Origin of the sequence: Pseudomonas synxantha BG33R, from assembly GCF_000263715.2 — a bacterium.
In the GTDB taxonomy this organism is placed as follows: Bacteria; Pseudomonadota; Gammaproteobacteria; order Pseudomonadales; family Pseudomonadaceae; genus Aquipseudomonas; species Aquipseudomonas synxantha_A.
In genome coordinates this window covers 3,016,023-3,036,578 of sequence record NZ_CM001514.1, presented here as the reverse complement: position 1 = coordinate 3,036,578, position 20,556 = coordinate 3,016,023, and the positions used below count along the sequence as shown (strand labels likewise).

The following is a 20,556-nucleotide window of genomic DNA, read 5'->3' as shown; positions in this document are numbered from 1 at the left end:
ACATCTGTCTAATCACAAATAACGACCACGCCATCGACACCATCTATCAAAATTAAAATCTTTATTTTTCATAGTGATACGAACCTAAAAAGCTCAAATAAAATCGCTATAGATTTCATCGATCACTCAGTTGTTAATAGTGATTAGACGCCCTTGAAAAACAACTTTAGGCTTGAATCAAATAAGGCTCTCATCTCTGTCGAGCGCTCAAAAACAACGCCATGGCTACGCTCTTATTGAGTCGCAGCCGGAGGTTTCCATGACCGATAAAATCCTGATGGATAGTTTTTCTCGCCGGGTCGACTATCTCAGAATGTCGGTGACCGACCGCTGCGATTTCCGTTGTGTGTATTGCATGGCCGAAGACATGCAGTTCCTGCCGCGCCAGCGCATCCTCACCCTGGAGGAGCTGTATCAACTGGCTGAAAGCTTCGTCACCCTGGGCACTCGTAAAATCCGCCTGACCGGCGGCGAGCCGCTGATTCGCCCAGGTGTGGTTGACCTGTGCCAGCGCATCGCCGCCCTCCCCGGCCTGCGCGAGCTGTGCATGACCACCAACGGCTCGCAGTTGGGCAAGCTCGCCGCCCCCTTGTTCGAGGCTGGCGTGAAGCGCCTGAACATCAGCCTCGACAGCCTTGATCCCCAGCGCTTTCGCGAACTGACGCGCACCGGCGATCTGGCAAAAGTCATCGCCGGTATTGACGCTGCGAATGCTGCGGGTTTTCAACACACCAAACTCAATTGCGTGGTGATGAAAGGCCGCAACGATCACGAGATCAACGACCTGGTAGCGTTCGCCATCGAACGCGGCGTGGATATCAGCTTTATCGAGGAAATGCCCCTGGGCGTGATCAGCGAACACAGCCGTGCCGAGGCTTTCTACTCCAGCGCGCAAGTGCGCGAGCGCATCGCCGAACGCTACACCCTGATCGACTCGGCCGAATCGACCCAGGGCCCTTCACGCTACTGGCGCCTGGCCGAAGCACCGCATATCCGCCTGGGCTTTATTTCCCCCCACAGCCACAACTTCTGCGGCACCTGCAACCGCGTGCGGCTGACCGTTGAAGGCCGCTTGCTGCTGTGCCTGGGCAACGAGCATTCGGTCGACCTCAAGGAGGTGCTGCGCCGTTACCCGGGTGAACCGCAACGGCTGGAGCACGCCATTCTCGAGTCGATGAAGATCAAGCCGTATCGACACAACTTCGAGCTCAACGATGAAGTGCAGGTGGTGCGTTTCATGAACATGACCGGCGGCTAGCTGGCCGGCCTCTCTTTCTTTGTACTCAGTTGACCCGAGGTACCCCATGCACGAACACTCGCCTACCCTGACCCATCTGGACGCCGCAGGCCGAGCCAGCATGGTCGACGTCACCGACAAAGCCGCTACCACCCGCGAAGCCCAGGCCCAGGCTTGGGTGCACATGTTGCCGGCCACCTTGCAACTGATCCAGGCCAACGGCCATCCCAAGGGCGATGTGTTTGCCGTGGCACGTATCGCCGGGATCATGGCCGCGAAGAAAACCCATGAGCTGATCCCGCTGTGCCACCCGCTGATGCTCAGTTCGATCCACCTCGAACTGCGCGCCATCGAGCCTGACAGAGTGCAGATCCTCAGCACCTGCCGGCTCAACGGCCAGACCGGCGTCGAACTCGAAGCCCTGACCGCCGCCAGCGTGGCAGCCTTGACGATCTATGACATGTGCAAGGCCGTGGATCGGGGCATGGTCATCGACCGAATCCAGCTGCTGAAAAAACACGGCGGCAAATCAGGCACCTTCATTGCAGGAGACGCCCAATGATTCTGATCAACTACTTTGCGCGCTACCGTGAACAACTGGGTGTTGGCGGTGAAAAGCTCGTATTGGATGAGTCCCTGCGCACCATTGCAGACGTCAGGCAATTGCTATGCGCCCGCGATGAGACCTGGCAGCAAGTGCTGGGTGAAACCAGCCTGATGTGCGCGCTGAACCAGGAACTCTGCACACCGCAAGCGCTGATCGAAGACTTCGACGAAATTGCGTTCTTCCCCCAAGTGACCGGAGGCTGACCCATGCCGATTCAGGTGCAGACCGAACTGTTGGACCTGGGTGAACTGACCCGCAGCGTGCACGCCGAAGACCCCGGCGTTGGCGCCGTGGCCACGTTCGTGGGGTATGTACGCGATATCAACCAGGGCGATCAGGTCAGCGCATTGTTCCTTGAGCATTACCCCGGCATGACCGAGCGCGCACTGCAGTTGATCGTTGATCAAGCCCATGAACGCTGGCCGCTACAGCGGGTAAGCATCGTTCATCGTGTGGGCCCGCTGAAGGTGGGTGAGCCCATCGTCTTCGTCGGCGTCGCCAGCCAACATCGCCTGGATGCCTTTGAAGCCTGCGCGTTCCTGATGGACTACCTCAAGACTCGGGCGCCGTTCTGGAAGCGGGAGCAAACGCCAGCTGGAGAGCGTTGGGTAGAAGGACGGGAAAGTGACCGGCTGGCGCAGGAGCGCTGGGTACTCAGTTAAGCGTACATCGCTCCTGCAAAAGCCTTAACTGACTGGCATTAGCGTGCCCGAATCAGAACAACTCAGAGAACGGTATAAACCGCGCCGTATCACCGGCCCGCAACGTGCTGCCCTCGCAAATTTCAACCAACCCATCAGCCCACGATGCACCCAGCATCACCCCGGAACTCTGGTTCGGATACAGCACCGCCCTGCCCGCCTCGATCCTGGCTCGCAGGTACTCGCGGCGACTGCCGGCCTTGGGCCAGTCAAACCCCACATTCACCTCAAAGCTCATCGGCGTGACATCATCGACGCCCTGGATACGCAGTAGATAAGCCCGGGCCAGCAAGCCGAAGGTCACCAGTGCCGAGGCCGGGTTGCCGGGCAGGCCAATCACCGGCACTCGGCCAAACGAACCGACGGTCAGGGGTTTGCCCGGTTTGATCGCAAGTTTCCAGAACAATGGCTTGCCGCATTCACGCAGTACCTGGCCGAGGCAATCGGCATCGCCGGCCGACACGCCGCCGGTGGTCAGGATCAGGTCGGCCGCCTGTTGCAGCTGCTCCAGCTTGAGCCGAGTCAGTTGCGACTGGTCGGGGAGAATGCCGCCGTCGATGACCTCACAACCCAGTGCCCCCAGCCAATGGCTGAGCAAAGTTCGATTGCTGTTGTAGATGCAGCCAGGCTTGAGCGGTGTGCCCGGCTCGGCCAGTTCATCGCCGGTGGACAGCAGCGCCACCCGTGGCCGGCGTACCACCGACACATGGGTGCAGCCCTGGGCTGCCGCGACGGCCAGCTCGAAAGGGCCGAGTCGCTTGCCGGCATGCAGTAATACCTCACCGGCGCGGTTTTCCTGGCCTTGGGTGCGGATATTCTGGCCCTCGCGCAGCGGCTGGGTAAAGCGCACACGCGCATCGTCCAGCACCTCGGCGTTCTCCTGCATTTCGATGCAGTTGGCCCCGTCCGGCACCGGTGCGCCGGTGAAGATGCGCGCACAGGTACCGGGCTGCAGCGGTTCAGGCGCTTGACCGGCGAAGATCTGCTGCGACACCGGCAGTGGCTGGCCGTGCCAGTCTGTGAGGTTCAGGGCGTAGCCGTCCATGGCACTGTTGGGCCAGGGCGGCAGGTCCAGGCTCGCCACCAGGTCATTGGCCAGCACCCGTTGCCGGGCATCGCTGAGCAGCACCAGCTCGCTGTCGTGCAGGCGATGCTCCTCGGCCAGGGCCAACAACGCAGCAATGGCCTCCTCCACCGACATCAGCGCGGCGCGCCTCATCCTCGCGTGCCGCACAGAGCCACCGGCTTGAGGTGCGGCACGAAGTTACATGGTCGGTGGCGCGCATCGAGCTGCTCGGCCAGAATACCTTCCCAGGCAGTACGACAAGCACCCGTCGAGCCCGGCAGGCAGCACACCAGCGTGCCGTTGGCCAGCCCGGCCAAGGCGCGGCTCTGCACCGTGGACGTACCAATATCAAGAATCGAGATCGCACGGAACAGCTCACCAAAACCATCAATGTGCTTATCCAGCAAACAGCCCACCGCCTCGGGGGTGCTGTCGCGGCCGGTAAACCCCGTGCCGCCGGTAATCAACACCACCTGCACGCGCTCATCGGCGATCCAGGCCGCCACCTGGGCGCGAATTTTGTACAGGTCATCCTTGAGCAGGTTGCGCTCCAACAGGCTGTGCCCAGCTTCCAACAGGCGACTGACCAGCAATTGCCCGGAGGTGTCATTGGCATATTCGCGGGTATCGCTGACCGTCAACACGGCAATATTCAGGGGTACAAACAATGCATCCGACGTGACGCTCATGTGATTCTCCGGCAGGCAATTATCAAAACAATGGCCTGAGGCTAAAGCGCTGAAACGATGGCTGTCTAATCGTTACGACTGACCGGGTTATCGAGCGTTTCTATCACGGCTTTCACTGCCGGCCCTGGACTGCTATCGAGTGCATCAATCACTCTGTCAATACAGGTGATTGGACGTGCCTGCCGTTACAATGAGATCGTCTGCTCATTCATTCGCCGGGTTGCGCGGGGTTCCAGCACCTTGCGCCATGAACGGCTTTTCACTTATTCCCAGGCAGGTGCATTAATGGACATAAAGCAACTCAAATTCCTGATCGCGCTGGAGCAGACCCGGCACTTCGGCCAGGCTGCTGCACGCTGCCATATCACCCAGCCGACCCTGTCGATGCGCCTGCGCAACCTGGAAGATGAGCTTGGCCTGGAGCTGGTCACCCGCGGCCAGCGCTTTGAAGGCTTCACCGAAGCCGGCGAGCGTGTGCTGGCCTGGGCGAGGACGCTGCTCGCTGCCCATGACGGCCTGTTTGCCGAAGCCGCCGCATGCCGTGGCCAACTGGTCGGTAACCTGCGCCTGGGCCTGGTGCCCCTGAGCGGCTTCAACCCGATCCGTTTCATTCAGGACTTGTCCCACACCTTCCCGGAACTCAAGTTCAGCCTCACATCCATGAGTTCGGACAGGATCATCGAAGCGCTGGGCACCAACCAGCTGGACCTGGGTGTGTGCTACCTGGACCACGTCAATCCCAACTATCTGGATTTTTTTGAAATGGGCGAGACCCGTGTCGGGCTGCTCTACGACACCCGCCACTTCCATTTCGAAGGCACCCAAATGAGCTGGGAAGACGCCGCCGAACTGCCATTGGGGATGATCAGCAACGGCATGCACTACCGCAAATCCATCGACCTGAGTTTCCGCAGCCGTGGCCTGGATCCGCAGCCGATCCTCGAAAGCGATTCCACCTATCAACTGTTCCAGGCGATCCACGAAGGCTTCTGCTGCGCGATCATGCCGTTGGACAGCGGCCTGGAAAGCCCGATCGAGAACCTGGCGTTCATCAACCTGCCGGACGCCAGCGTCCTCGCGCCCCTGGGCATGGTGATGCGCAAGACCGAACCACGCTCGGCCATTGCCGAGAAGTGTTTTGCCGAAGCCAGGAAGTTGTTTGCGATCAAGGGCGAGGGTTAACGCCCACAAAAAAGGCGCTCCGTAGAGCGCCTTTTTACCGCCGTTTGCTTTACTGCACACTTACCTGACGCAGTTCAGGCTTGCTTTCGCCACCAATCGTGATGCGTTTGGGCTTGGCCTCTTCAGGCACCTCGCGCTGCAGGTCGATGCTCAGCAAACCATTGGTCAGGGCTGCGCCGCGCACTTCGATGTGGTCCGCCAGGCGGAACGACAACCGGAAGGCACGTTGAGCAATGCCTTGGTGCAGGTAAGCGACCTTATCGTCGGTTTCGCGTTTACCGCCGGAAACCGTCAAGACGCCCCTTTCGACCTGGATATCCAGATCCTCCTCGGTCAGGCCAGCGACGGCGATGACAATGCGGTACGCGTCGTCACCGTGCTTTTCCACGTTGTGAGGTGGATAGGAGTTCGGAGCCTCGCTACGCAGCGCCGACTCGAACAGGTCATTGAAGCGGTCAAAGCCCACCGATTGACGGAACAGTGGTGCCAACGAAAGGGTAGTAGCCATTTTAAAATCTCCTGAGTTTCTCCAAGTGATTTAGTACGCGACCCGCATTCGGCATCGCGTGATCAAAAATTTATGGACGAGGAAACGGAATTCAAGAGGGCTGCAAGAAATTTTTTCTTGCGCCAATGACTATCGCAAAAACCGCAGTGATACCGCATGTGCTCTAATCTGAATGCCAGGCGTGCTTTAACCCGTGAGCGCCTGAGACAGCCCTTGAGGTACAAAAAAATGAAAATGACATTCCCTGCCCTGGCATTGGGCATCCTGATTTCCCAAGGGGCCCTGGCCGCCGGAGATGGCACTGCCGCGCTGGGCGGCGGTGTCGGCGGCGCGTTGGGCAATGTGGTAGGCCAACAGCTCGGCGGTTCGACCGGCGCGGCTATCGGTGCAGGCGTGGGCGGCGCCGCCGGTGGCGCGGTTGGCGCGCAAAAGGGCAATAAAACCGAAGCGGCGATTGGCGGCGGTTTGGGTTCGGCAGGCGGGTCGCTGATTGGCAATCGCCTGGGCGGCACCACCGGTTCGACCATCGGCGCAGGCGTCGGTGGTGCAGCCGGTGGCGCGCTGGGTAATAACCTGGCCGATGACGGGAGCGATCATCGCTCAGGCGGCGCCAAGCACAAAGGCAACAAGCATAAGCACAAGAATAAGCATCATTGATCGGCTTGCCATAATGCCAGGTGTAGGAGCGAGCAAGCTCGCTCCTACGTCGGGCCAATATCCATTTACATCGGCGTGCTGCTCACTACCCGCAATGCCAGCCCTTCATAGGCATCCAGCGTAATCGTGAACGTGCCCTCCTCTGTCAGGTCCCCTTCTACACGCTCATTGATGATATCCACCACCGGCCCCGGCGCGATGTTAGGCAGGTGCAGGGATTCGGTGATCGGCGTGGCACCAAAGTTCAGCGCAGTGATCTGCGTCCCCTTACCCGCCGGCAGTTCGTGAACCATGACCAGCAACCCCGGATGCTCGACATCCGGTATCAGGATCTGACGGCTCGCGGCGATGTCGTAGGCGCGGCGTACGCTGAGGATTTTCTGCAGTTGCGAAGCGAATGAATCCGGATCCTGCAACTGGTGGTTCAGGCTGCCGTACAGGCTTTTGGAGCGCGGCATCTGCCCGGCCGACAGCTCGGCCTCGGGGTTCAGGTCCACCAGATCGTAAGCGCCGCGATGTATCCAGCGGGTATCACCATCGGCCATCAGGTGCGCCACGTCTTCGGCCGCCAACGGCAGCGCGCCCACCAGGTCCCAGCCGGATAACGCGAACACCCCAGGCTGCATGGCGTTGTACATCACCAGCAGCAAATGGATCTGGCGAATCTGCTGGGTATCAGCCTGGGTAATCGCCTCAAGGTCACGAATGCCCAAGGCAGCAGTGATGATGCTGACCGTGGTGCAGGACACGCCGTTGGTGACGAACTTGAGGTTGTACGGCGCATGTTCACCGGTCAGGCGTTCGTACATCTGCTCGCGGATATGCTCGCGCAGGATGTTGCCGGGAAAAGTCTGGCCCTGGAACAGGAAGGTGTCATGGGCGTGCAGCGTCCAGAAATGCACCAGTTCCAGGGTCAGTTCGTCGTGGTTCTGCAGCGCGTGGATCAACGAACCCGGGTCGATGCCCAGCGTGTGCATCTGGCGCAGCATCAGGCGCAGGAATTCGGTGTCGCCCATCAGCAACGCGTGCTGGTAGGCCGGCCGGGTGATGAAGTCGTATGACAGGTCTGCACCGCCGTGGGACATGGAGGCAATGTCATCCACAGTCAGGTTGAGTTCCTGGAAGCTGAAACCACCGGCCTTGCGAATTGCGCCGCCGAGCAACTGGTTGCCGGTGATCGACAGCGGATGGCTTTCCGACCAGGCCGTACCATCGAGCTTGCGCTCCACACCGAGAAAACCGTTGGCGTCCAGGCGCAGGATCTTTGCGCCCATCACATCAATGGCGTGCAACGCATCACCGATGATCATCTGCTGCGCGGCGAACGAGGGGTCCAGCCAATTGAGCGACGGCTGGCCTTCCTTGAAGTAATGCAGGTACACCCATCGCCGTGGTTTGCCATCCACGCCGACCACCTCTGGCGTGGCGCTCCAGTCGGTTTCCTTTACCCCGGGTTCGAAGAAGATCACCCGCTGCAACTGGCCAACGATGTAGTGCTTGTCGCGCAGCGCATCCACCTGCATCGGGCTGAGGTTCTGCGCATCACGGCCCTCGAGCACGTCCGGCAGCAACGGCCAATCTTCCTCACGGATTTCCACCATGTGGTACAGCCCGGGGTAGTCCTCGTAGGCCATCTCCGCGAGGCGAAAGTCCGCGCCCTTGCCGGTGTGGGATGGGATTACATCGTCGATGATCACCGCATTGTGCGCGGCGGCCATGCGCGTCAAGGCCTGCAACTGCGCCTCGGTGCCCAGTTGCGGGTCGATGTCGAAGCTGATGCGGTCAAAATTGCCATCGATGGTCGGGGTGTGTTCGGTGCCAGCCAAGCCACCGGACTTTTTCAATGGGCCGTTGTGAATGCCTTGAATGCCGATTTTCGACAAGGCATGCCACAGGGTTTCATCCCCCAGCGCTTCGAGCACCGTGCCGCCTTCGCGGGTGACAATCGACGCCGGGTAGGCGGTGAACCACACTGACGACAAGGCTGACGCATCACGCGGCCGGGTATGCGCGTAGGGCTGCTGCCACAAGCGCCCTTGCCCGGAGTAGAGCTTGGCCCGCTGCCGCGCCGCGTGCAGCATGGATTGTTGCACCAGCCAGTTCACATGATCGTTGTTCGCCGCGGTCATAAGCTCGGTACCTGTGGTCGTTAAAGGTTACTCGTAAGCATATGAGGGGCGTGCGCGCCATTCGTTGCATTGAAATAGAGCCAGGGCCGGCCGCAATCTAAAATGTCGAATCGTCGCACCGCCCCTCCCACACTAGATTTTCGTCTGTCTTGTCTCTTGGCGTTGTCTGCCGATACTGCCTGGGGGTGAAGCCGGTCGATGCCTTGAACTGGCGGGTAAACGCACTGTGGTCGGTGTACCCGCATTGCAATGCCACCTCGGTAATCGGCAGCTCGCTATGCAACAGCCGCCGGGCATGTTCCAGGCGTACCTTCTGGATCATCTGCCGGGGCGTCAGGTGGAAAACGCGTTTGCAGTAGCGCTCCAGTTGCGCCACGGAAATCCCGGCGATACGGGTCAACTCACCCAAGGTGACGCGGCGGTTGAAGTGGGCGCGGATGTGTTCATCCACCGCCGCCAGGCGTTGATAAGCCGGGTGGGTTTCGCTGGCCGATTGCAGGTCTACCGAAATCCCGGCCAAGCCGATGATTGCACCGAGCCGGTTGTACAGCGGCCATTTGTGCGTGAGGCACCAGCCGGGTTCGCGGGTGCCGTAGAGGTGTAATTCAAGCTGATCCTCCAACACCTGCCCCCGTTCGAGCACACGCCGATCCTGCTCGGTATAGCCAGGCCCCAGTTGTGCAGGGAACACCTCGGCGCTGGTCTTGCCCAGCAGCGGTTGCAACTGCCTCAGGCCGCAGCGCTGCACCAGGGTGCGGTTGGCGAGCACGTAGCGGGCGTCGATGTCCTTGATAAAAATCGCGGCGTTGGGCAGCACGTCGAACATCGGTAATAACTGCTCTACCCCGTTCAATAGCTGCTCGATGCTGTCGGGGCGGCTGCCGTGGAGAAGGCTCGCAAACGCGCTGTGCAACATGACTTTCACCGCCCTTTTATTGATCGACGGCCAGCAGATTGCGCCATGTGCCGGGCGCTGTCGAGTGCGAGAAATTGTGCTGAATTCGTCATTCATCCCCACGTAAAACATCAATCGCCGCCGGGCTGGCGGGTTCACGATAGCGCCACTGCATGCCTATCCAATAACTCACAAGAAGGCGCCGCTATGTCAGGCCAAGGCAAGTTCAAGAAACAGTTGTCACTGATGGACCTCACCTTTATCGGGCTGGGAGCCATCTTCGGTTCGGGTTGGTTATTCGCCGCCAGTCATGTGTCGGCCATCGCCGGCCCGGCGGGGATTTTTTCCTGGTTGCTGGGTGGTTTCGCCGTGCTGTTGCTGGGCATTGTCTATTGCGAACTCGGCGCCGCCCTGCCCCGCGCCGGTGGCGTAGTGCGTTACCCGGTGTACTCCCATGGCCCGTTGCTGGGCTACCTGATGGGCTTTATCACGCTGATCGCGTTTTCCAGCCTGGTGGCGATTGAAGTGGTTGCCTCGCGCCAATACGCTGCAGCGTGGTTTCCGGAGTTGACCAAGGCCGGTTCCAGCGACCCGACCACCCTGGGCTGGCTGGTGCAGTTCGCGCTGCTATGCCTGTTCTTTATCCTCAACTACCGCAGCGTCAAGACCTTTGCCATCGCCAATAACCTGGTGAGCGTGTTCAAGTTCATCGTGCCGTTGCTGGTGATCGGTGTGCTGTTCACCTTCTTCAAACCGGCGAACTTCCAGATGCATGGTTTTGCACCGTTCGGCCTCTCGGGCATTGAGATGGCGGTGTCGGCTGGCGGCGTGATCTTCGCCTACCTGGGGCTGACGCCGATCATTTCAGTGGCCAGCGAAGTCAAGAACCCGCAGCGCACCATCCCCATCGCGTTGATCCTCTCGGTACTGTTGTCGACTGCCATCTATGTGCTGCTGCAAACCGCGTTCCTCGGCGGTGTGCCCACCGAAATGCTCGCCAATGGCTGGGCCGGCATCAGCAAGGAGCTGGCCCTGCCATATCGCGATATCGCTCTGGCGCTGGGTGTAGGTTGGCTGGCTTATCTGGTGGTGGCCGATGCGGTGATCTCCCCCAGCGGCTGCGGCAATATCTACATGAACGCCACCCCGCGCGTGGTGTATGGCTGGGCGCAGACCGGCACCTTTTTCAAGATCTTCACGCGCATCGATGAAAAGTCCGGCATCCCGCGTCCGGCGCTGTGGCTGACCTTTGGCCTGTCGGTGTTCTGGACCCTGCCGTTCCCTTCCTGGGAAGCGCTGATCAACGTGGTATCCGCCGCGTTGATCCTGAGCTACGCCGTGGCCCCGGTGACCGTCGCCGCTCTGCGCCGCAATGCACCGGACATGGCGCGGCCGTTCCGGGTCAAGGGCATGGCGGTATTGGGTCCGCTGTCATTCATCATCGCCGCGCTGATCGTGTATTGGTCAGGCTGGAATACGGTGTCATGGCTGTTGGGCCTGCAAATCCTGATGTTTGTGGTGTACCTGCTCTGTGCACGCTGGGTACCGACCGCGCACCTCAATCTCAAGCAGCAAGTGCGCTCTTCGGCCTGGCTGATCGGCTTCTACGCCGTGACCATTTTGCTCTCCAAGCTCGGCAGCTTTGGCGGTATCGGCGTGATCAGCCACCCGTTTGACACACTGGTCGTAGCGGCCTGCGCCCTGGGCATCTACTACTGGGGCGCCGCCACCGGTGTGCCGGCCCACCTGGTGCGCCTGGAGACCGAAGACGATGAAAGCGAAGCGGTCACTGACAGCCACTACGACACTCCCCTCTCGGCGGCCACTCACTGATGGAACCTTCCATGAAGCGACTGCATGTAATCGACTCCCACACCGGTGGCGAACCCACGCGCCTGATCATGAACGGCTTCCCGGCTTTGGCGGGCACAACCGTCGCCGAGCAGCTTGAAGATCTGCGCACTCATCACGATCAATGGCGTCGCGCCTGCCTGCTGGAGCCACGGGGCAACGATGTGCTGGTCGGTGCACTGTACTGCGCGCCGGTCACGCCGGGCGCCACCTGTGGAGTGATTTTCTTCAACAATGCCGGCTACCTCGGCATGTGCGGCCACGGCACTATCGGCCTGGTCGCCTCCCTGCATTACCTCGGCCTTATCGCGCCAGGTGTCCACACCATCGACACCCCGGTAGGCCCGGTGGCAGCCACGCTGCACGAAGACGGTGGCGTAACCCTGCGCAACGTGCCCGCCTACCGCTACCGCCAGCAGGTACCGGTGCAGGTGCCCGGGTATGGCGTGGTGCTGGGCGACATCGCCTGGGGCGGCAACTGGTTTTTCCTGGTGTCGGACCACGGCCAGGCCCTGCAGATGAGCAACGTTGACGTTTTGACCGACTACACCTGGGCGATGCTCAAGGCCCTTGAGGCCCAAGGTATTCACGGCGCAGACGGCGCGTTGATCGACCATGTCGAACTGTTCGCCGACGACGCCCACGCCGACAGCCGCAACTTCGTGATGTGCCCCGGCAAAGCCTATGACCGCTCCCCCTGCGGCACCGGCACCAGCGCCAAGCTCGCGTGCCTGGCCGCCGATGGAAAACTCGCGGCGGGGCAGACCTGGGTACAAGCCAGCATCACCGGCAGCCACTTCCAGGGCCGCTATGAATGGGAAGGCGAACGCGTGAGTCCCTTCATCACCGGCCGCGCCTTCATGACCGCCGACAGCACCTTGCTGATCGACGAGCAGGACCCGTTTGCCTGGGGCATCTGAGCCTTTTATTTATTAACCTGAATGGAGTTAGCACCATGAGCGACAACATCTTCACCGGCTGCATGCCCGCCCTGATGACCCCCTGCACTGCCGAGCGCCAACCGGACTTTGACGCACTGGTCGCCAAAGGCCGCGAGCTGATTGATATCGGCATGAGCGCAGTGGTGTATTGCGGCTCCATGGGCGATTGGCCGCTGCTCACCGAGGCCCAGCGCCAGGAAGGCGTGGCGCGTCTGGTCGCGGCCGGCGTGCCGACCATCGTCGGCACCGGTGCGGTGAACAGCCGTGAGGCCGTATCCCACGCAGCCCATGCCGCCAAAGTCGGCGCCCATGGTTTGATGGTGATTCCCCGTGTTCTGTCCCGTGGGGCTTCGGTCACCGCACAAAAAGCCCACTTTGCAGCGATCCTCAACGCCGCGCCCAACCTGCCGGCGGTGATCTACAACAGCCCCTACTACGGTTTCGCCACCCGCGCCGATCTGTTTTTCGAACTGCGCCGCGAACACCCGAACCTGATTGGCTTCAAGGAATTCGGCGGCGGCGCCGACCTGCGCTACGCCGCAGAAAACATTACCTCCCAGGACGATGACGTAACGCTGATGGTTGGCGTCGATACGCAAGTGGTGCACGGCTTCGTCAATTGCAACGCCACCGGCGCCATCACCGGCATCGGCAACGCCTTGCCTCGGGAAGTGCTGCAACTGGTGGCCCTGAGCAAAAAGGCCGCCAAGGGTGATGCCAAGGCGCGGCGCCAGGCCCGCGAACTGGAAGCTGCGCTGGCGGTGCTGTCGTCGTTCGATGAGGGCTGTGACCTGGTGCTGTATTACAAGCATTTGATGGTGCTCAACGGCGATCAGGGCTACGCCCTGCACTTCAACGAAACCGATGTGCTCAGCGCTGCCCAGCGCCGCTATGCCGAGCAGCAGTACGCGCTGTTCCGCCAGTGGTATGCCAACTGGTCGGCGGAACAAAACGTCGCTTGATTTTCTGTAGGGGTGGGCTTGCTCGCGAAGGTCGTTAACGATAACGCGTTCATCCTGAATAAACGCGTTATATGCACTTTTTTCGCGAGCAAGCTCGCTCCTAAAACAACCCTCTATTTTCCAGGATGCCCCCATGACTCTGACAGGCAAGATGCTGATCGGTCAGCAATCCCTTCATGGCCGTCGCGATGCGATCCGGGCCATCAACCCAGCCACCGACACGCCACTGGAACCCGCCTACGCCGGCGGCGATACCGAACACGTGGGACAGGCCTGCGCACTGGCCTGGGCTGCCTTCGATATGTATCGCGAAACGTCCCTGGCAGATCGCGCCAGGTTTCTTGAAACCATCGCCGACAACATCGAAGCCCTGGGCGATGAGCTGATCGAACGCGCCAGCACAGAGACCGGTCTGCCCCGCGCGCGTATTGAAGGTGAGCGCGGCCGCACCTGCGGGCAGTTGCGCGCCTTTGCACGCACTGTACGCCTGGGCGAGTGGCTCGACGTACGGGTCGATAACGCGCAACCCCAACGCCAGCCCCTGCCCCGTGCCGACCTGCGCCAGCGCCATATCGCCCTGGGCCCGGTAGCGGTGTTTGGTGCCAGCAACTTTCCCCTGGCCTTCTCCGTGGCGGGCGGCGATACCGCATCGGCGCTGGCGGCGGGCTGCCCGGTCATCGTTAAAGCTCACAACGCCCACCCTGGCACTAGTGAGCTGGTGGGCAGTGCCATTGCACAGGCAGTAAAACAGTGCGGCTTGCCCGAGGGCGTGTTTTCACTGCTCTATGGCTCGGGTAACGAGTTGGGTGTCGCACTGGTGACCGACCCGCGCATCAAAGCCGTGGGTTTTACCGGGTCACGCGGTGGCGGTATCGCCCTGTGCCAGGCTGCGCAGGCACGCCCTGAGCCGATCCCGGTGTATGCGGAAATGAGTTCGATCAACCCTGTGTACCTGTTTCCTGCCGCGCTTGAAGCACGGGCCGAGGCATTGGCCGAAGGTTTCGTCGCGTCACTGAGCCAAGGTGCCGGCCAGTTCTGCACCAACCCTGGCTTGGTAATCGCCGTGAAAGGCAGCGCCCTGGACCGATTTATCAAGGTCGCCAGTGATCTGCTTCCACGGTGCCCGGCGCAGACCATGCTCACCCCGGGCATTTTCAGCGCCTACGAAACCGGCGTGAGTGCATTGGCCCGGCACGCCCAAGTCGCCGCCAAGGGCCTGGCGGGAGCTGGGCCGAACCAAGGCCAGGCCCATCTGTTCGTAACCCAGGCCCAGGCATTCCTGAGCAACGAACACCTGCAGGCCGAGGTCTTCGGCGCCGCCTCGCTGGTGGTGGAATGCGACGATGCCGAGCAAGTGCGACGGGTATCCGAACACCTGGAAGGTCAACTCACCGCGACCTTGCATATGGATGACCTGGATCTGCCACAAGCCCGGACCCTGCTGCCCGTGCTGGAGCGCAAGGCCGGGCGCCTGCTGGTCAATGGCTGGCCGACCGGCGTGGAAGTGTGCGACGCGATGGTGCACGGCGGGCCCTTCCCGGCGACCTCGGATGCGCGCAGCACCTCGGTGGGTATGGCGGCGATCCACAGGTTCCTGCGGCCGGTGTGCTATCAGGATTTTCCGGATGCCTTACTGCCCGCTGCGCTCGGGCACGACAACCCGCTAGGGCTGCGGCGCCTGCTTGACGGCCAGAGAGAGGCGTAGCCATGGCCCAGCCCAATCAAGCAGACATTGTGGTGGTCGGCGCCGGCATCATCGGCGTCGCCTGTGCCTTGCAGCTGGCGCGCCAGGGCCGCCAAGTGCTGGTGGTCGACACGCAGGCGCCGGGCATGGGCGCCTCCTACGGCAATGCCGGTCACCTGGCGACGGAGCAGGTATTTCCCATCGCCGACCTGTCGATCCTCAAGCGCTTACCAGCCATGCTCGTGGACCCCATGGGCCCACTGCGCCTGGACTGGACCTACCTGCCCCGCGCCCTGCCCTGGTTTATTCGCCTATTGTTGAATCTGCGACCGGCAAGCTACCAGCGCACCGTGGCCGGTCTGCGTGCATTGAACGAAGGCAGCCTGGGCGCGTGGCAGCGCTTGCTGCACTCCATTGGGCAAGCGCATTTGTTGCGTGAAGACGGCTCGCTGCTGGTGTTTGAGCGCGCCGAATCCCGCGCTGCCATCGATGCGTTGCAGCAGCGCATGACTCAGCAAGGCGTAGCGGTGAACTTCTGGAGCGGCGATGCGGTGCGCAAGGCCGCGCCACAACTGAGCGACGCGATACAAGGCGGATTGTTCTTCCCCACTACCGGGCACTTTCTCGACCCGTACACCGTGGTGGGCGAACTGGTGAACGCGGCCAAGGCCGAGGGTGTGCAATTTCTGAAGCAGCGCGTGTTGGATGGACGCCTGGAGGGCAACGGCGTTTCACTGATGACCGACCAAGGCGTACTGACGGCACGCCAAGTACTGATCGCCTGCGGTGCGCACTCGGCCAAACTCACCGCCGCACTGACCGGCAAACAGGTGCCGCTGGACACCGAGCGCGGTTATCACCTGATGCTGCCCCACGAGCATCAGCGCCTGCCCTTTGCCGTCACTTCGCTGGAGCGCAAATTCATCATGACCCCCCTGTCCGGCGGTTTGCGCCTGGCCGGCACAGTCGAATTCGCCGGACTCGACCGCCCGGCCAATATGCAACGGGCCTGGCAACTGCACCGTCTGAGCAAAGGGCTGTTTCGTCACGACCTGAGCGACAGCCAAGCCACCCCCTGGATGGGGTTTCGCCCCTCCCTGCCCGACTCGCTGCCGATCATCGACCGGGTGTGCGACGGCAAAGTGCTGCTTGCGTTCGGGCACCAGCATTTGGGGCTGACACAGGCGGCGGTGACCGCCGAAAGGGTTGGGCAACTTGCGACGGGAGAGCGGGTGGCTGAGTTACGGCCCTATCGATTGGAGCGATTCTGAGCCTTGTCGCTGCATGAGCGAGGCACTGTATAAGGCATCAGCGGTGTCTTGGATTTCATCGTGCATACATAGCTTGTCCAGCCAACCGATAGGGATAGCGTGCACACCATAATATGCACCTGCCAATTGACCTACGATTGCGGCGGTGGTGTCAGCGTCATCCCCCAGATTTGCGGCAGCAAGCACAGCCTCAGCGAAACTGGCAGTGTGATCGAAGCACCAGAATGCGGCCTCCAGGGAAGCCACCGCGTAACCTGAGCCGACGATTTCAGTGTGCGTTTTATCGCGGTATTCGCCGCGTGCGATAGCCGTGACCTTTGGAGCTGACAAAGAGGTGTTTGAGAAGCTCAGTACTTCGCCTTTCGAAGCACCGTTCAATGCGTTACTGATGGCTTCTGCCAACAGTTGGCAACACTCGATCGCTTCCTGGGCAGCATGGGTTGTGCGTGAGCTTTGCGCAGTAAAATGCCGGATGTTTTCCAAGTCTGGGAAATAGAACAACACCACAGGCGCAAGGCGCATCATTGACCCATTACCGGCGGAATAGGGATTCGTTGAGCCCGAAAAACCGTCGCCAGTTTGCTGAAACATCGCCAACGCATCGCGAATCGTCATCCCGATATCGAAACACTCGCCGGTGGAACTCAGATACCCGCACTTCCACCAATTCAGATAACGTCCCATCTGGTCGTTCGCATCGAAGCCGCCCTTGTGCAACAAGCTTTCGGCCAGACACAGCGCCATGGACGTGTCGTCCGTCCATTGGCCAGGCTTGAGATTGAACGGCCCGCCTCCAAGCATATCTGTGACGGGAGAAAAGCTGCCGCGGGGCATGAATTCAACCGTGGTTCCTACTGCGTCGCCGCACGCCAGCCCAAGCAAGCTGCCGCGATAACGATCCATAAGCGTTATGACCATTTCCATTCCTTCAGAAGGCGCTTCAACTCCTGCCACGTTACCTGACCAACCGCTTCTCCTTGGAGGGGCGATATCCGAAATACGCGCTGTAGCACTTGCTGAAATGGCTCGGCGAGACAAACCCGCACGCTACCAGCACATCCACCTGTGACAGCTCGGTATGCTGCAACAGGCGCCGCGCTTCGGTCACGCGCAGTTCCATGTAGTAGCGCTGCGGCGTAGTTCCCAGTTGCTCCTTGAACAGGCGCTCCAGTTGGCGGCGGGAGCGACCGGCATAGACGGCGAGTTGGTCGAGTTCCAGGGGTTCTTCGAGGTTGGCGTCCATCAACTTCACCACTTCACGCAGCGGCGCGCTGACACAGACGTTTTCGGTGGGTTTGATACGGCGATAGCGCGACTCTTCGAACGCCAGGATATCTTCGATACCTTCGACCAATGCTTTGCCATGCAGGCTCTTGATCCAGTCCAGCGCCATGTGGAAAGCACCGGAGGGGCTGGACGCAGTGAGGCGATCACGGTCGATCACATAGGGCTCGCTGGTGACCTGGGCGCCTTTGGATACTTCCGCCAGCGCCGGACGGTGCTCGGGGTGAATGGCGCAGCGATAGCCCTGCAACAGCCCGGCGCGACCGAGAAACCACGAACCGTTCCACAAACCCGCCAGGCTGACACCCGCCTCGGCCGCGCTGCGCAACAGCTGGATAAAGGGTTCGCTGGCCTTGAGTTCGGTGCGAAAGCCCCCGCAGATGACCAGCAGGTCCAAGTCCGGCAAGACCGCAGGTTCCAGGCTCGCATCGGGGCGGATGACCAGGCCCAGGTCACTGATGACTTCGCCTTCGCCCCAACCGAAGGTGCGCGAAGCAAATAACTCGGGGCGCAACAGATTGGCGGTCACCAGCGTGTCCAGGGTCTGGGTGAAAGCGGGCAGAGAGAAGTGTTCAAGCAGCAGGAAACCGACGCGGGTCACCAACGCTGCTTGCCGGGAGGGATCGTTGAGGTAGCGCAGGTTCTTGCCTTGCATGCCACCGCTGAACTGGCGTCTTTCCATCGAGGGTGGACCCACTTTTATTGTTGATGCAGTGGGCGCTATCTTAGGGGCAAATGCGGTGGCTGTCTCAGGGGGCGGCACTGATCTTTATAAAAACTGTTGGCTTGAAAAGGCCCGGCGCAGGCGCTAACGGGCAATCTGATACGGTTTTTTCTTTTCTATCTGCGCCTGTATTGAAAACCGCTCCAGGCGGACAATAGCCCCATCCCGACATTCCTGTCGTCCCCCCTTCCCTTCGGAGGCCTTATGACCAAGATGGCAATTTTCCTGTTCGGCTTTTTGGTGCTGACCATTGGTATCGGGATGCTGGCGACTATCTCGCCGGTGTAGGCGCATTTCAATTCAGGAGCGCGTTTCACAAAGCTTTCACAGGCGAGCGCCTATTGTGCCTACAGCTCCTGAAAACATCCCCTTTAGCCCGCCCCCCATCGCGGGCTTTTCTTTGTCTGTAATTTTCCCTTGTGCGCCGGTATGACTACCCTGTCGTACACACTTAAGCTTTTTACCCCACACAGAGTGCACGCTTTTGATAGACGACCTCGACGGCCCCAGGACAGCGCAACAGGAATTGTTCTACGACCTTGAAGACGCCAGCGCGGTTATCGGCTGGTCGGTGTTGCAACTGACAGCATTGGCAACAGGCGAAGCATCCAATAACGTGGCGACGTTAACGAAGGTCTGCGCGCTACTCACGGCCCAGCAGCAAAGGCTTGAAACCTACGCAAGTGAAGTCAAGGCCCAGAGAATCAATAGATCCGAGGCCAGTGGCTGACGCCGAGCCTCGGATCATCGGACTGAAACCGGCGCGAATGGCTGGCCCGGATTTATGCTCAATCAGCGGTTTTGAGCGGAAGGCTGCTGACTACCACCTTGTTGTTTTTTTACACGCTTACGTGACCTGAGCTCGTATTGATGGTGAATAAACCAGGCAATCAACAGCACGCCGGTCACGGCGAAAACCAGGGTCAACAGCTCTATTGCGGTACCTTCGTGTGAAAACATTTTTTCGTCCCTCATCCTGAAGTCGTTTGACCGAAAAAAGCCAAACCGAAATTGTTTGTAATAATTCAAACATTTTCAGGGTAGTTGGCAAACACACACGTGACAACCCCAACCGAGCTGAAACCGTTGATCTAGACGTGTCACTCGTCGAAAAACGGCCATTTTCTCGAACGTCACCGGCTTAGGGTCTCGGTTACTGACTAGTCCCGGAAGCGTCCTGCTCGACCACCATATCCAGTACGTAGACCTTTGAAGGTGCGTCTGCGGGCGGATTTTTCCATTCGTATTGCTTGACCCGCAGCACAGTGCGCACGCCGTCATGATGCTCGAAGCCTTCGATAGGCTGATACAGCGGATGCCATGCGTCCTGGGTCGCAAGTTGCAGGCCGGCGTCGTCATAGCGTCGCTCGCGCACTTGAAGGCACTGATAGTCAGGAATCATCGGGTGACTGCACTTGATGGTCTTGGCGGCCACCTCCAGGAATTTGACCTCACCCTTGCTCCCGTAACGCGTCTGCGGCGTAGCCTCGCCCTGCAGCCTGAGCACCGAGCCGTTGGCGGTAGTCAGTTGCAGCACCGGCGCCGTGTTGTCGCCGGTGATGACGGCGCGCAGGTCGCCCTTGAACAGTCGAGCGACCTCTGCGTCAAGGTCCATCAGGCTCTTGTCGCAAGCCATAAGCGTTGAAGCCAGTGACTGCACTTTCAACACCCCGTCCTGATACTGATAGCCGCCGAACTGGCCGTTGCAGCCACCACTGATATTCAGATTCTTGTCACCGAAGGAAACGCGCAGCTTGCGTTCGATGCCTTTGTTCAGAGCGACGAGTGGTTTACCCGAAGCATCATTGGCCGAAACCAGGTTCCAGTAATAGGCAGGTAAAGCTGGCTGGGCTACAGCAGCCGAGGTAGTCGTGAGCATGGAGGGCGAGTCCTCATGGCTTTTGGAGGTGGAGGCACAGCCCTGGATCAGTACAGCGCAAACGGCTGCAAGAAGAATGTTCTGTTTCATGGTTGTCTCGGTCAGCTTTGATAAGTACGGACATAGTCCTGCGCTTGCCACCATACGCACTGAATAAGGGCGCTGGAAGCGCTGCCAAATCACAGGCAATAAAAATCCGTGGCCTCATTGCGCCGACTCACAGGCCTTCAACGGCTCCTTGGGGTGCAATGCACAGATGTCAAAACCGTCACGCCGGGTATAGCCCGCA

Annotated in this window: 21 protein-coding genes; 12 read left to right on the top strand and 9 right to left on the bottom strand. The window is 60.3% G+C overall.

Annotated elements, in window-relative coordinates:
• Positions 1-259: 259 nt before the first annotated feature.
• The 4 genes from moaA to moaE are packed head-to-tail and all read left to right on the top strand — an operon-like array spanning position 260 to position 2,506.
• A complete protein-coding gene (gene moaA, locus PSEBG33_RS13945) occupies positions 260-1,258 on the top strand; it encodes a GTP 3',8-cyclase MoaA (RefSeq protein ID WP_005788111.1) in 999 nt (332 codons plus the stop codon).
• Positions 1,259-1,304: 46 nt separating this feature from the next.
• Positions 1,305-1,799, top strand: a complete 495-nt coding sequence (moaC, locus tag PSEBG33_RS13950; RefSeq protein WP_005788109.1) for a cyclic pyranopterin monophosphate synthase MoaC — start codon at positions 1,305-1,307, stop codon at positions 1,797-1,799.
• Positions 1,796-2,047 carry a molybdopterin converting factor subunit 1 gene (moaD, locus tag PSEBG33_RS13955; protein ID WP_005788107.1) on the top strand — a complete coding sequence of 84 codons (252 nt, stop codon included), beginning with the start codon at positions 1,796-1,798 and terminating at the stop codon, positions 2,045-2,047. Before moaC ends, moaD begins: the two co-directional genes overlap by 4 nt.
• Before the next feature lie 3 nt (positions 2,048-2,050).
• Entirely contained in the window at positions 2,051-2,506 is a 456-nt protein-coding gene (gene moaE / locus PSEBG33_RS13960; protein ID WP_005788105.1) for a molybdopterin synthase catalytic subunit MoaE, read from the top strand.
• A 52-nt stretch (positions 2,507-2,558) separates the two neighbouring features.
• On the opposite strand, the gene glp is transcribed toward moaE, so the two are convergent.
• Both glp and moaB read right to left on the bottom strand, forming a co-directional pair.
• On the bottom strand, positions 2,559-3,764 hold the full coding sequence (glp, locus tag PSEBG33_RS13965) for a gephyrin-like molybdotransferase Glp (protein ID WP_005788102.1): 1,206 nt from the start codon (positions 3,762-3,764) through the stop codon (positions 2,559-2,561).
• Positions 3,761-4,300: a molybdenum cofactor biosynthesis protein B gene (moaB, locus tag PSEBG33_RS13970; RefSeq protein ID WP_005788101.1), complete on the bottom strand. Its 540-nt coding sequence runs from the start codon at positions 4,298-4,300 to the stop codon at positions 3,761-3,763. The genes glp and moaB overlap by 4 nt, the downstream gene beginning before the upstream one ends.
• A 285-nt stretch (positions 4,301-4,585) precedes the next feature.
• Between moaB and PSEBG33_RS13975 the strand changes: the two genes are divergently transcribed.
• A complete protein-coding gene (locus tag PSEBG33_RS13975; protein WP_005788099.1) occupies positions 4,586-5,482 on the top strand; it encodes a LysR family transcriptional regulator in 897 nt (298 codons plus the stop codon).
• A 49-nt stretch (positions 5,483-5,531) separates the two neighbouring features.
• On the opposite strand, the gene PSEBG33_RS13980 is transcribed toward PSEBG33_RS13975, so the two are convergent.
• Positions 5,532-5,990 carry an Hsp20 family protein gene (locus PSEBG33_RS13980; RefSeq protein WP_005788097.1) on the bottom strand — a complete coding sequence of 153 codons (459 nt, stop codon included), beginning with the start codon at positions 5,988-5,990 and terminating at the stop codon, positions 5,532-5,534.
• A 228-nt stretch (positions 5,991-6,218) separates the two neighbouring features.
• Between PSEBG33_RS13980 and PSEBG33_RS13985 the strand changes: the two genes are divergently transcribed.
• The gene (locus tag PSEBG33_RS13985; RefSeq protein WP_005788095.1) at positions 6,219-6,647 is read left to right on the top strand and encodes a glycine zipper domain-containing protein; all 429 of its coding nucleotides are present in this window, start codon (positions 6,219-6,221) and stop codon (positions 6,645-6,647) included.
• A gap of 65 nt (positions 6,648-6,712) precedes the next feature.
• Here the strand turns inward: PSEBG33_RS13985 and treS are convergent, their stop codons facing one another.
• Positions 6,713-8,776 (bottom strand): maltose alpha-D-glucosyltransferase, encoded by a 2,064-nt coding sequence (treS, locus tag PSEBG33_RS13990; RefSeq protein WP_005788094.1) that lies wholly within the window; start codon positions 8,774-8,776, stop codon positions 6,713-6,715.
• A gap of 97 nt (positions 8,777-8,873) precedes the next feature.
• Positions 8,874-9,692 (bottom strand): AraC family transcriptional regulator, encoded by an 819-nt coding sequence (locus PSEBG33_RS13995; protein WP_005788092.1) that lies wholly within the window; start codon positions 9,690-9,692, stop codon positions 8,874-8,876.
• A 186-nt stretch (positions 9,693-9,878) separates the two neighbouring features.
• Between PSEBG33_RS13995 and PSEBG33_RS14000 the strand changes: the two genes are divergently transcribed.
• From PSEBG33_RS14000 to PSEBG33_RS14020, 5 genes are all read left to right on the top strand, one after another.
• Positions 9,879-11,504, top strand: coding sequence for an APC family permease (locus tag PSEBG33_RS14000; protein WP_005788090.1), 1,626 nt, complete (start codon positions 9,879-9,881; stop codon positions 11,502-11,504).
• Between the two features lie 11 nt (positions 11,505-11,515).
• The gene (locus PSEBG33_RS14005) at positions 11,516-12,442 is read left to right on the top strand and encodes a 4-hydroxyproline epimerase (RefSeq protein WP_005788088.1); all 927 of its coding nucleotides are present in this window, start codon (positions 11,516-11,518) and stop codon (positions 12,440-12,442) included.
• A 35-nt stretch (positions 12,443-12,477) separates the two neighbouring features.
• Entirely contained in the window at positions 12,478-13,425 is a 948-nt protein-coding gene (locus tag PSEBG33_RS14010) for a dihydrodipicolinate synthase family protein (RefSeq protein WP_005788086.1), read from the top strand.
• Between the two features lie 133 nt (positions 13,426-13,558).
• Positions 13,559-15,130: an aldehyde dehydrogenase (NADP(+)) gene (locus tag PSEBG33_RS14015; RefSeq protein ID WP_005788085.1), complete on the top strand. Its 1,572-nt coding sequence runs from the start codon at positions 13,559-13,561 to the stop codon at positions 15,128-15,130.
• A 2-nt stretch (positions 15,131-15,132) separates the two neighbouring features.
• The gene (locus PSEBG33_RS14020) at positions 15,133-16,380 is read left to right on the top strand and encodes an NAD(P)/FAD-dependent oxidoreductase (RefSeq protein ID WP_005788083.1); all 1,248 of its coding nucleotides are present in this window, start codon (positions 15,133-15,135) and stop codon (positions 16,378-16,380) included.
• Here the strand turns inward: PSEBG33_RS14020 and PSEBG33_RS14025 are convergent.
• Entirely contained in the window at positions 16,351-17,298 is a 948-nt protein-coding gene (locus tag PSEBG33_RS14025) for an ADP-ribosylglycohydrolase family protein (RefSeq protein WP_005788081.1), read from the bottom strand. The two genes, PSEBG33_RS14020 and PSEBG33_RS14025, sit on opposite strands and share 30 nt — an antisense overlap.
• A 37-nt stretch (positions 17,299-17,335) precedes the next feature.
• Positions 17,336-18,319 (bottom strand): GlxA family transcriptional regulator, encoded by a 984-nt coding sequence (locus PSEBG33_RS14030; protein ID WP_050549421.1) that lies wholly within the window; start codon positions 18,317-18,319, stop codon positions 17,336-17,338.
• A gap of 553 nt (positions 18,320-18,872) precedes the next feature.
• On the opposite strand from PSEBG33_RS14030, the gene PSEBG33_RS14035 reads away from it, so the two are divergent.
• Positions 18,873-19,118: a hypothetical protein gene (locus PSEBG33_RS14035; RefSeq protein WP_005788077.1), complete on the top strand. Its 246-nt coding sequence runs from the start codon at positions 18,873-18,875 to the stop codon at positions 19,116-19,118.
• 62 nt (positions 19,119-19,180) lie between these two features.
• Here the strand turns inward: PSEBG33_RS14035 and PSEBG33_RS29550 are convergent, their stop codons facing one another.
• The gene (locus tag PSEBG33_RS29550) at positions 19,181-19,348 is read right to left on the bottom strand and encodes a hypothetical protein (RefSeq protein ID WP_005788075.1); all 168 of its coding nucleotides are present in this window, start codon (positions 19,346-19,348) and stop codon (positions 19,181-19,183) included.
• 193 nt (positions 19,349-19,541) lie between these two features.
• The gene (locus tag PSEBG33_RS14040; RefSeq protein WP_232289425.1) at positions 19,542-20,267 is read right to left on the bottom strand and encodes an META and DUF4377 domain-containing protein; all 726 of its coding nucleotides are present in this window, start codon (positions 20,265-20,267) and stop codon (positions 19,542-19,544) included.
• Between the last annotated feature and the right edge of the window lie 289 nt (positions 20,268-20,556).

Bases quoted from the DNA above. Each gene is read 5' to 3' on its own strand.
- moaA (WP_005788111.1), top strand. From the start codon at position 260: ATGACCGATAAAATCCTGATGGATAGTTTTTCTCGCCGGGTCGACTAT.
- PSEBG33_RS14005 (WP_005788088.1), top strand. From the start codon at position 11,516: ATGAAGCGACTGCATGTAATCGACTCCCACACCGGTGGCGAACCCACG.
- PSEBG33_RS14040 (WP_232289425.1), bottom strand. From the start codon at position 20,267: ATGCTCACGACTACCTCGGCTGCTGTAGCCCAGCCAGCTTTACCTGCC.
- PSEBG33_RS13980 (WP_005788097.1), bottom strand. From the start codon at position 5,990: ATGGCTACTACCCTTTCGTTGGCACCACTGTTCCGTCAATCGGTGGGC.
- PSEBG33_RS13975 (WP_005788099.1), top strand. From the start codon at position 4,586: ATGGACATAAAGCAACTCAAATTCCTGATCGCGCTGGAGCAGACCCGG.
- treS (WP_005788094.1), bottom strand. From the start codon at position 8,776: ATGACCGCGGCGAACAACGATCATGTGAACTGGCTGGTGCAACAATCC.
- moaE (WP_005788105.1), top strand. From the start codon at position 2,051: ATGCCGATTCAGGTGCAGACCGAACTGTTGGACCTGGGTGAACTGACC.
- PSEBG33_RS14020 (WP_005788083.1), top strand. From the start codon at position 15,133: ATGGCCCAGCCCAATCAAGCAGACATTGTGGTGGTCGGCGCCGGCATC.
- glp (WP_005788102.1), bottom strand. From the start codon at position 3,764: ATGAGGCGCGCCGCGCTGATGTCGGTGGAGGAGGCCATTGCTGCGTTG.
- moaC (WP_005788109.1), top strand. From the start codon at position 1,305: ATGCACGAACACTCGCCTACCCTGACCCATCTGGACGCCGCAGGCCGA.
- PSEBG33_RS13985 (WP_005788095.1), top strand. From the start codon at position 6,219: ATGAAAATGACATTCCCTGCCCTGGCATTGGGCATCCTGATTTCCCAA.
- PSEBG33_RS14025 (WP_005788081.1), bottom strand. From the start codon at position 17,298: ATGGTCATAACGCTTATGGATCGTTATCGCGGCAGCTTGCTTGGGCTG.
- PSEBG33_RS14015 (WP_005788085.1), top strand. From the start codon at position 13,559: ATGACTCTGACAGGCAAGATGCTGATCGGTCAGCAATCCCTTCATGGC.
- moaD (WP_005788107.1), top strand. From the start codon at position 1,796: ATGATTCTGATCAACTACTTTGCGCGCTACCGTGAACAACTGGGTGTT.
- PSEBG33_RS14000 (WP_005788090.1), top strand. From the start codon at position 9,879: ATGTCAGGCCAAGGCAAGTTCAAGAAACAGTTGTCACTGATGGACCTC.
- moaB (WP_005788101.1), bottom strand. From the start codon at position 4,300: ATGAGCGTCACGTCGGATGCATTGTTTGTACCCCTGAATATTGCCGTG.
- PSEBG33_RS13995 (WP_005788092.1), bottom strand. From the start codon at position 9,692: ATGTTGCACAGCGCGTTTGCGAGCCTTCTCCACGGCAGCCGCCCCGAC.
- PSEBG33_RS29550 (WP_005788075.1), bottom strand. From the start codon at position 19,348: ATGTTTTCACACGAAGGTACCGCAATAGAGCTGTTGACCCTGGTTTTC.
- PSEBG33_RS14010 (WP_005788086.1), top strand. From the start codon at position 12,478: ATGAGCGACAACATCTTCACCGGCTGCATGCCCGCCCTGATGACCCCC.
- PSEBG33_RS14030 (WP_050549421.1), bottom strand. From the start codon at position 18,319: ATGCAAGGCAAGAACCTGCGCTACCTCAACGATCCCTCCCGGCAAGCA.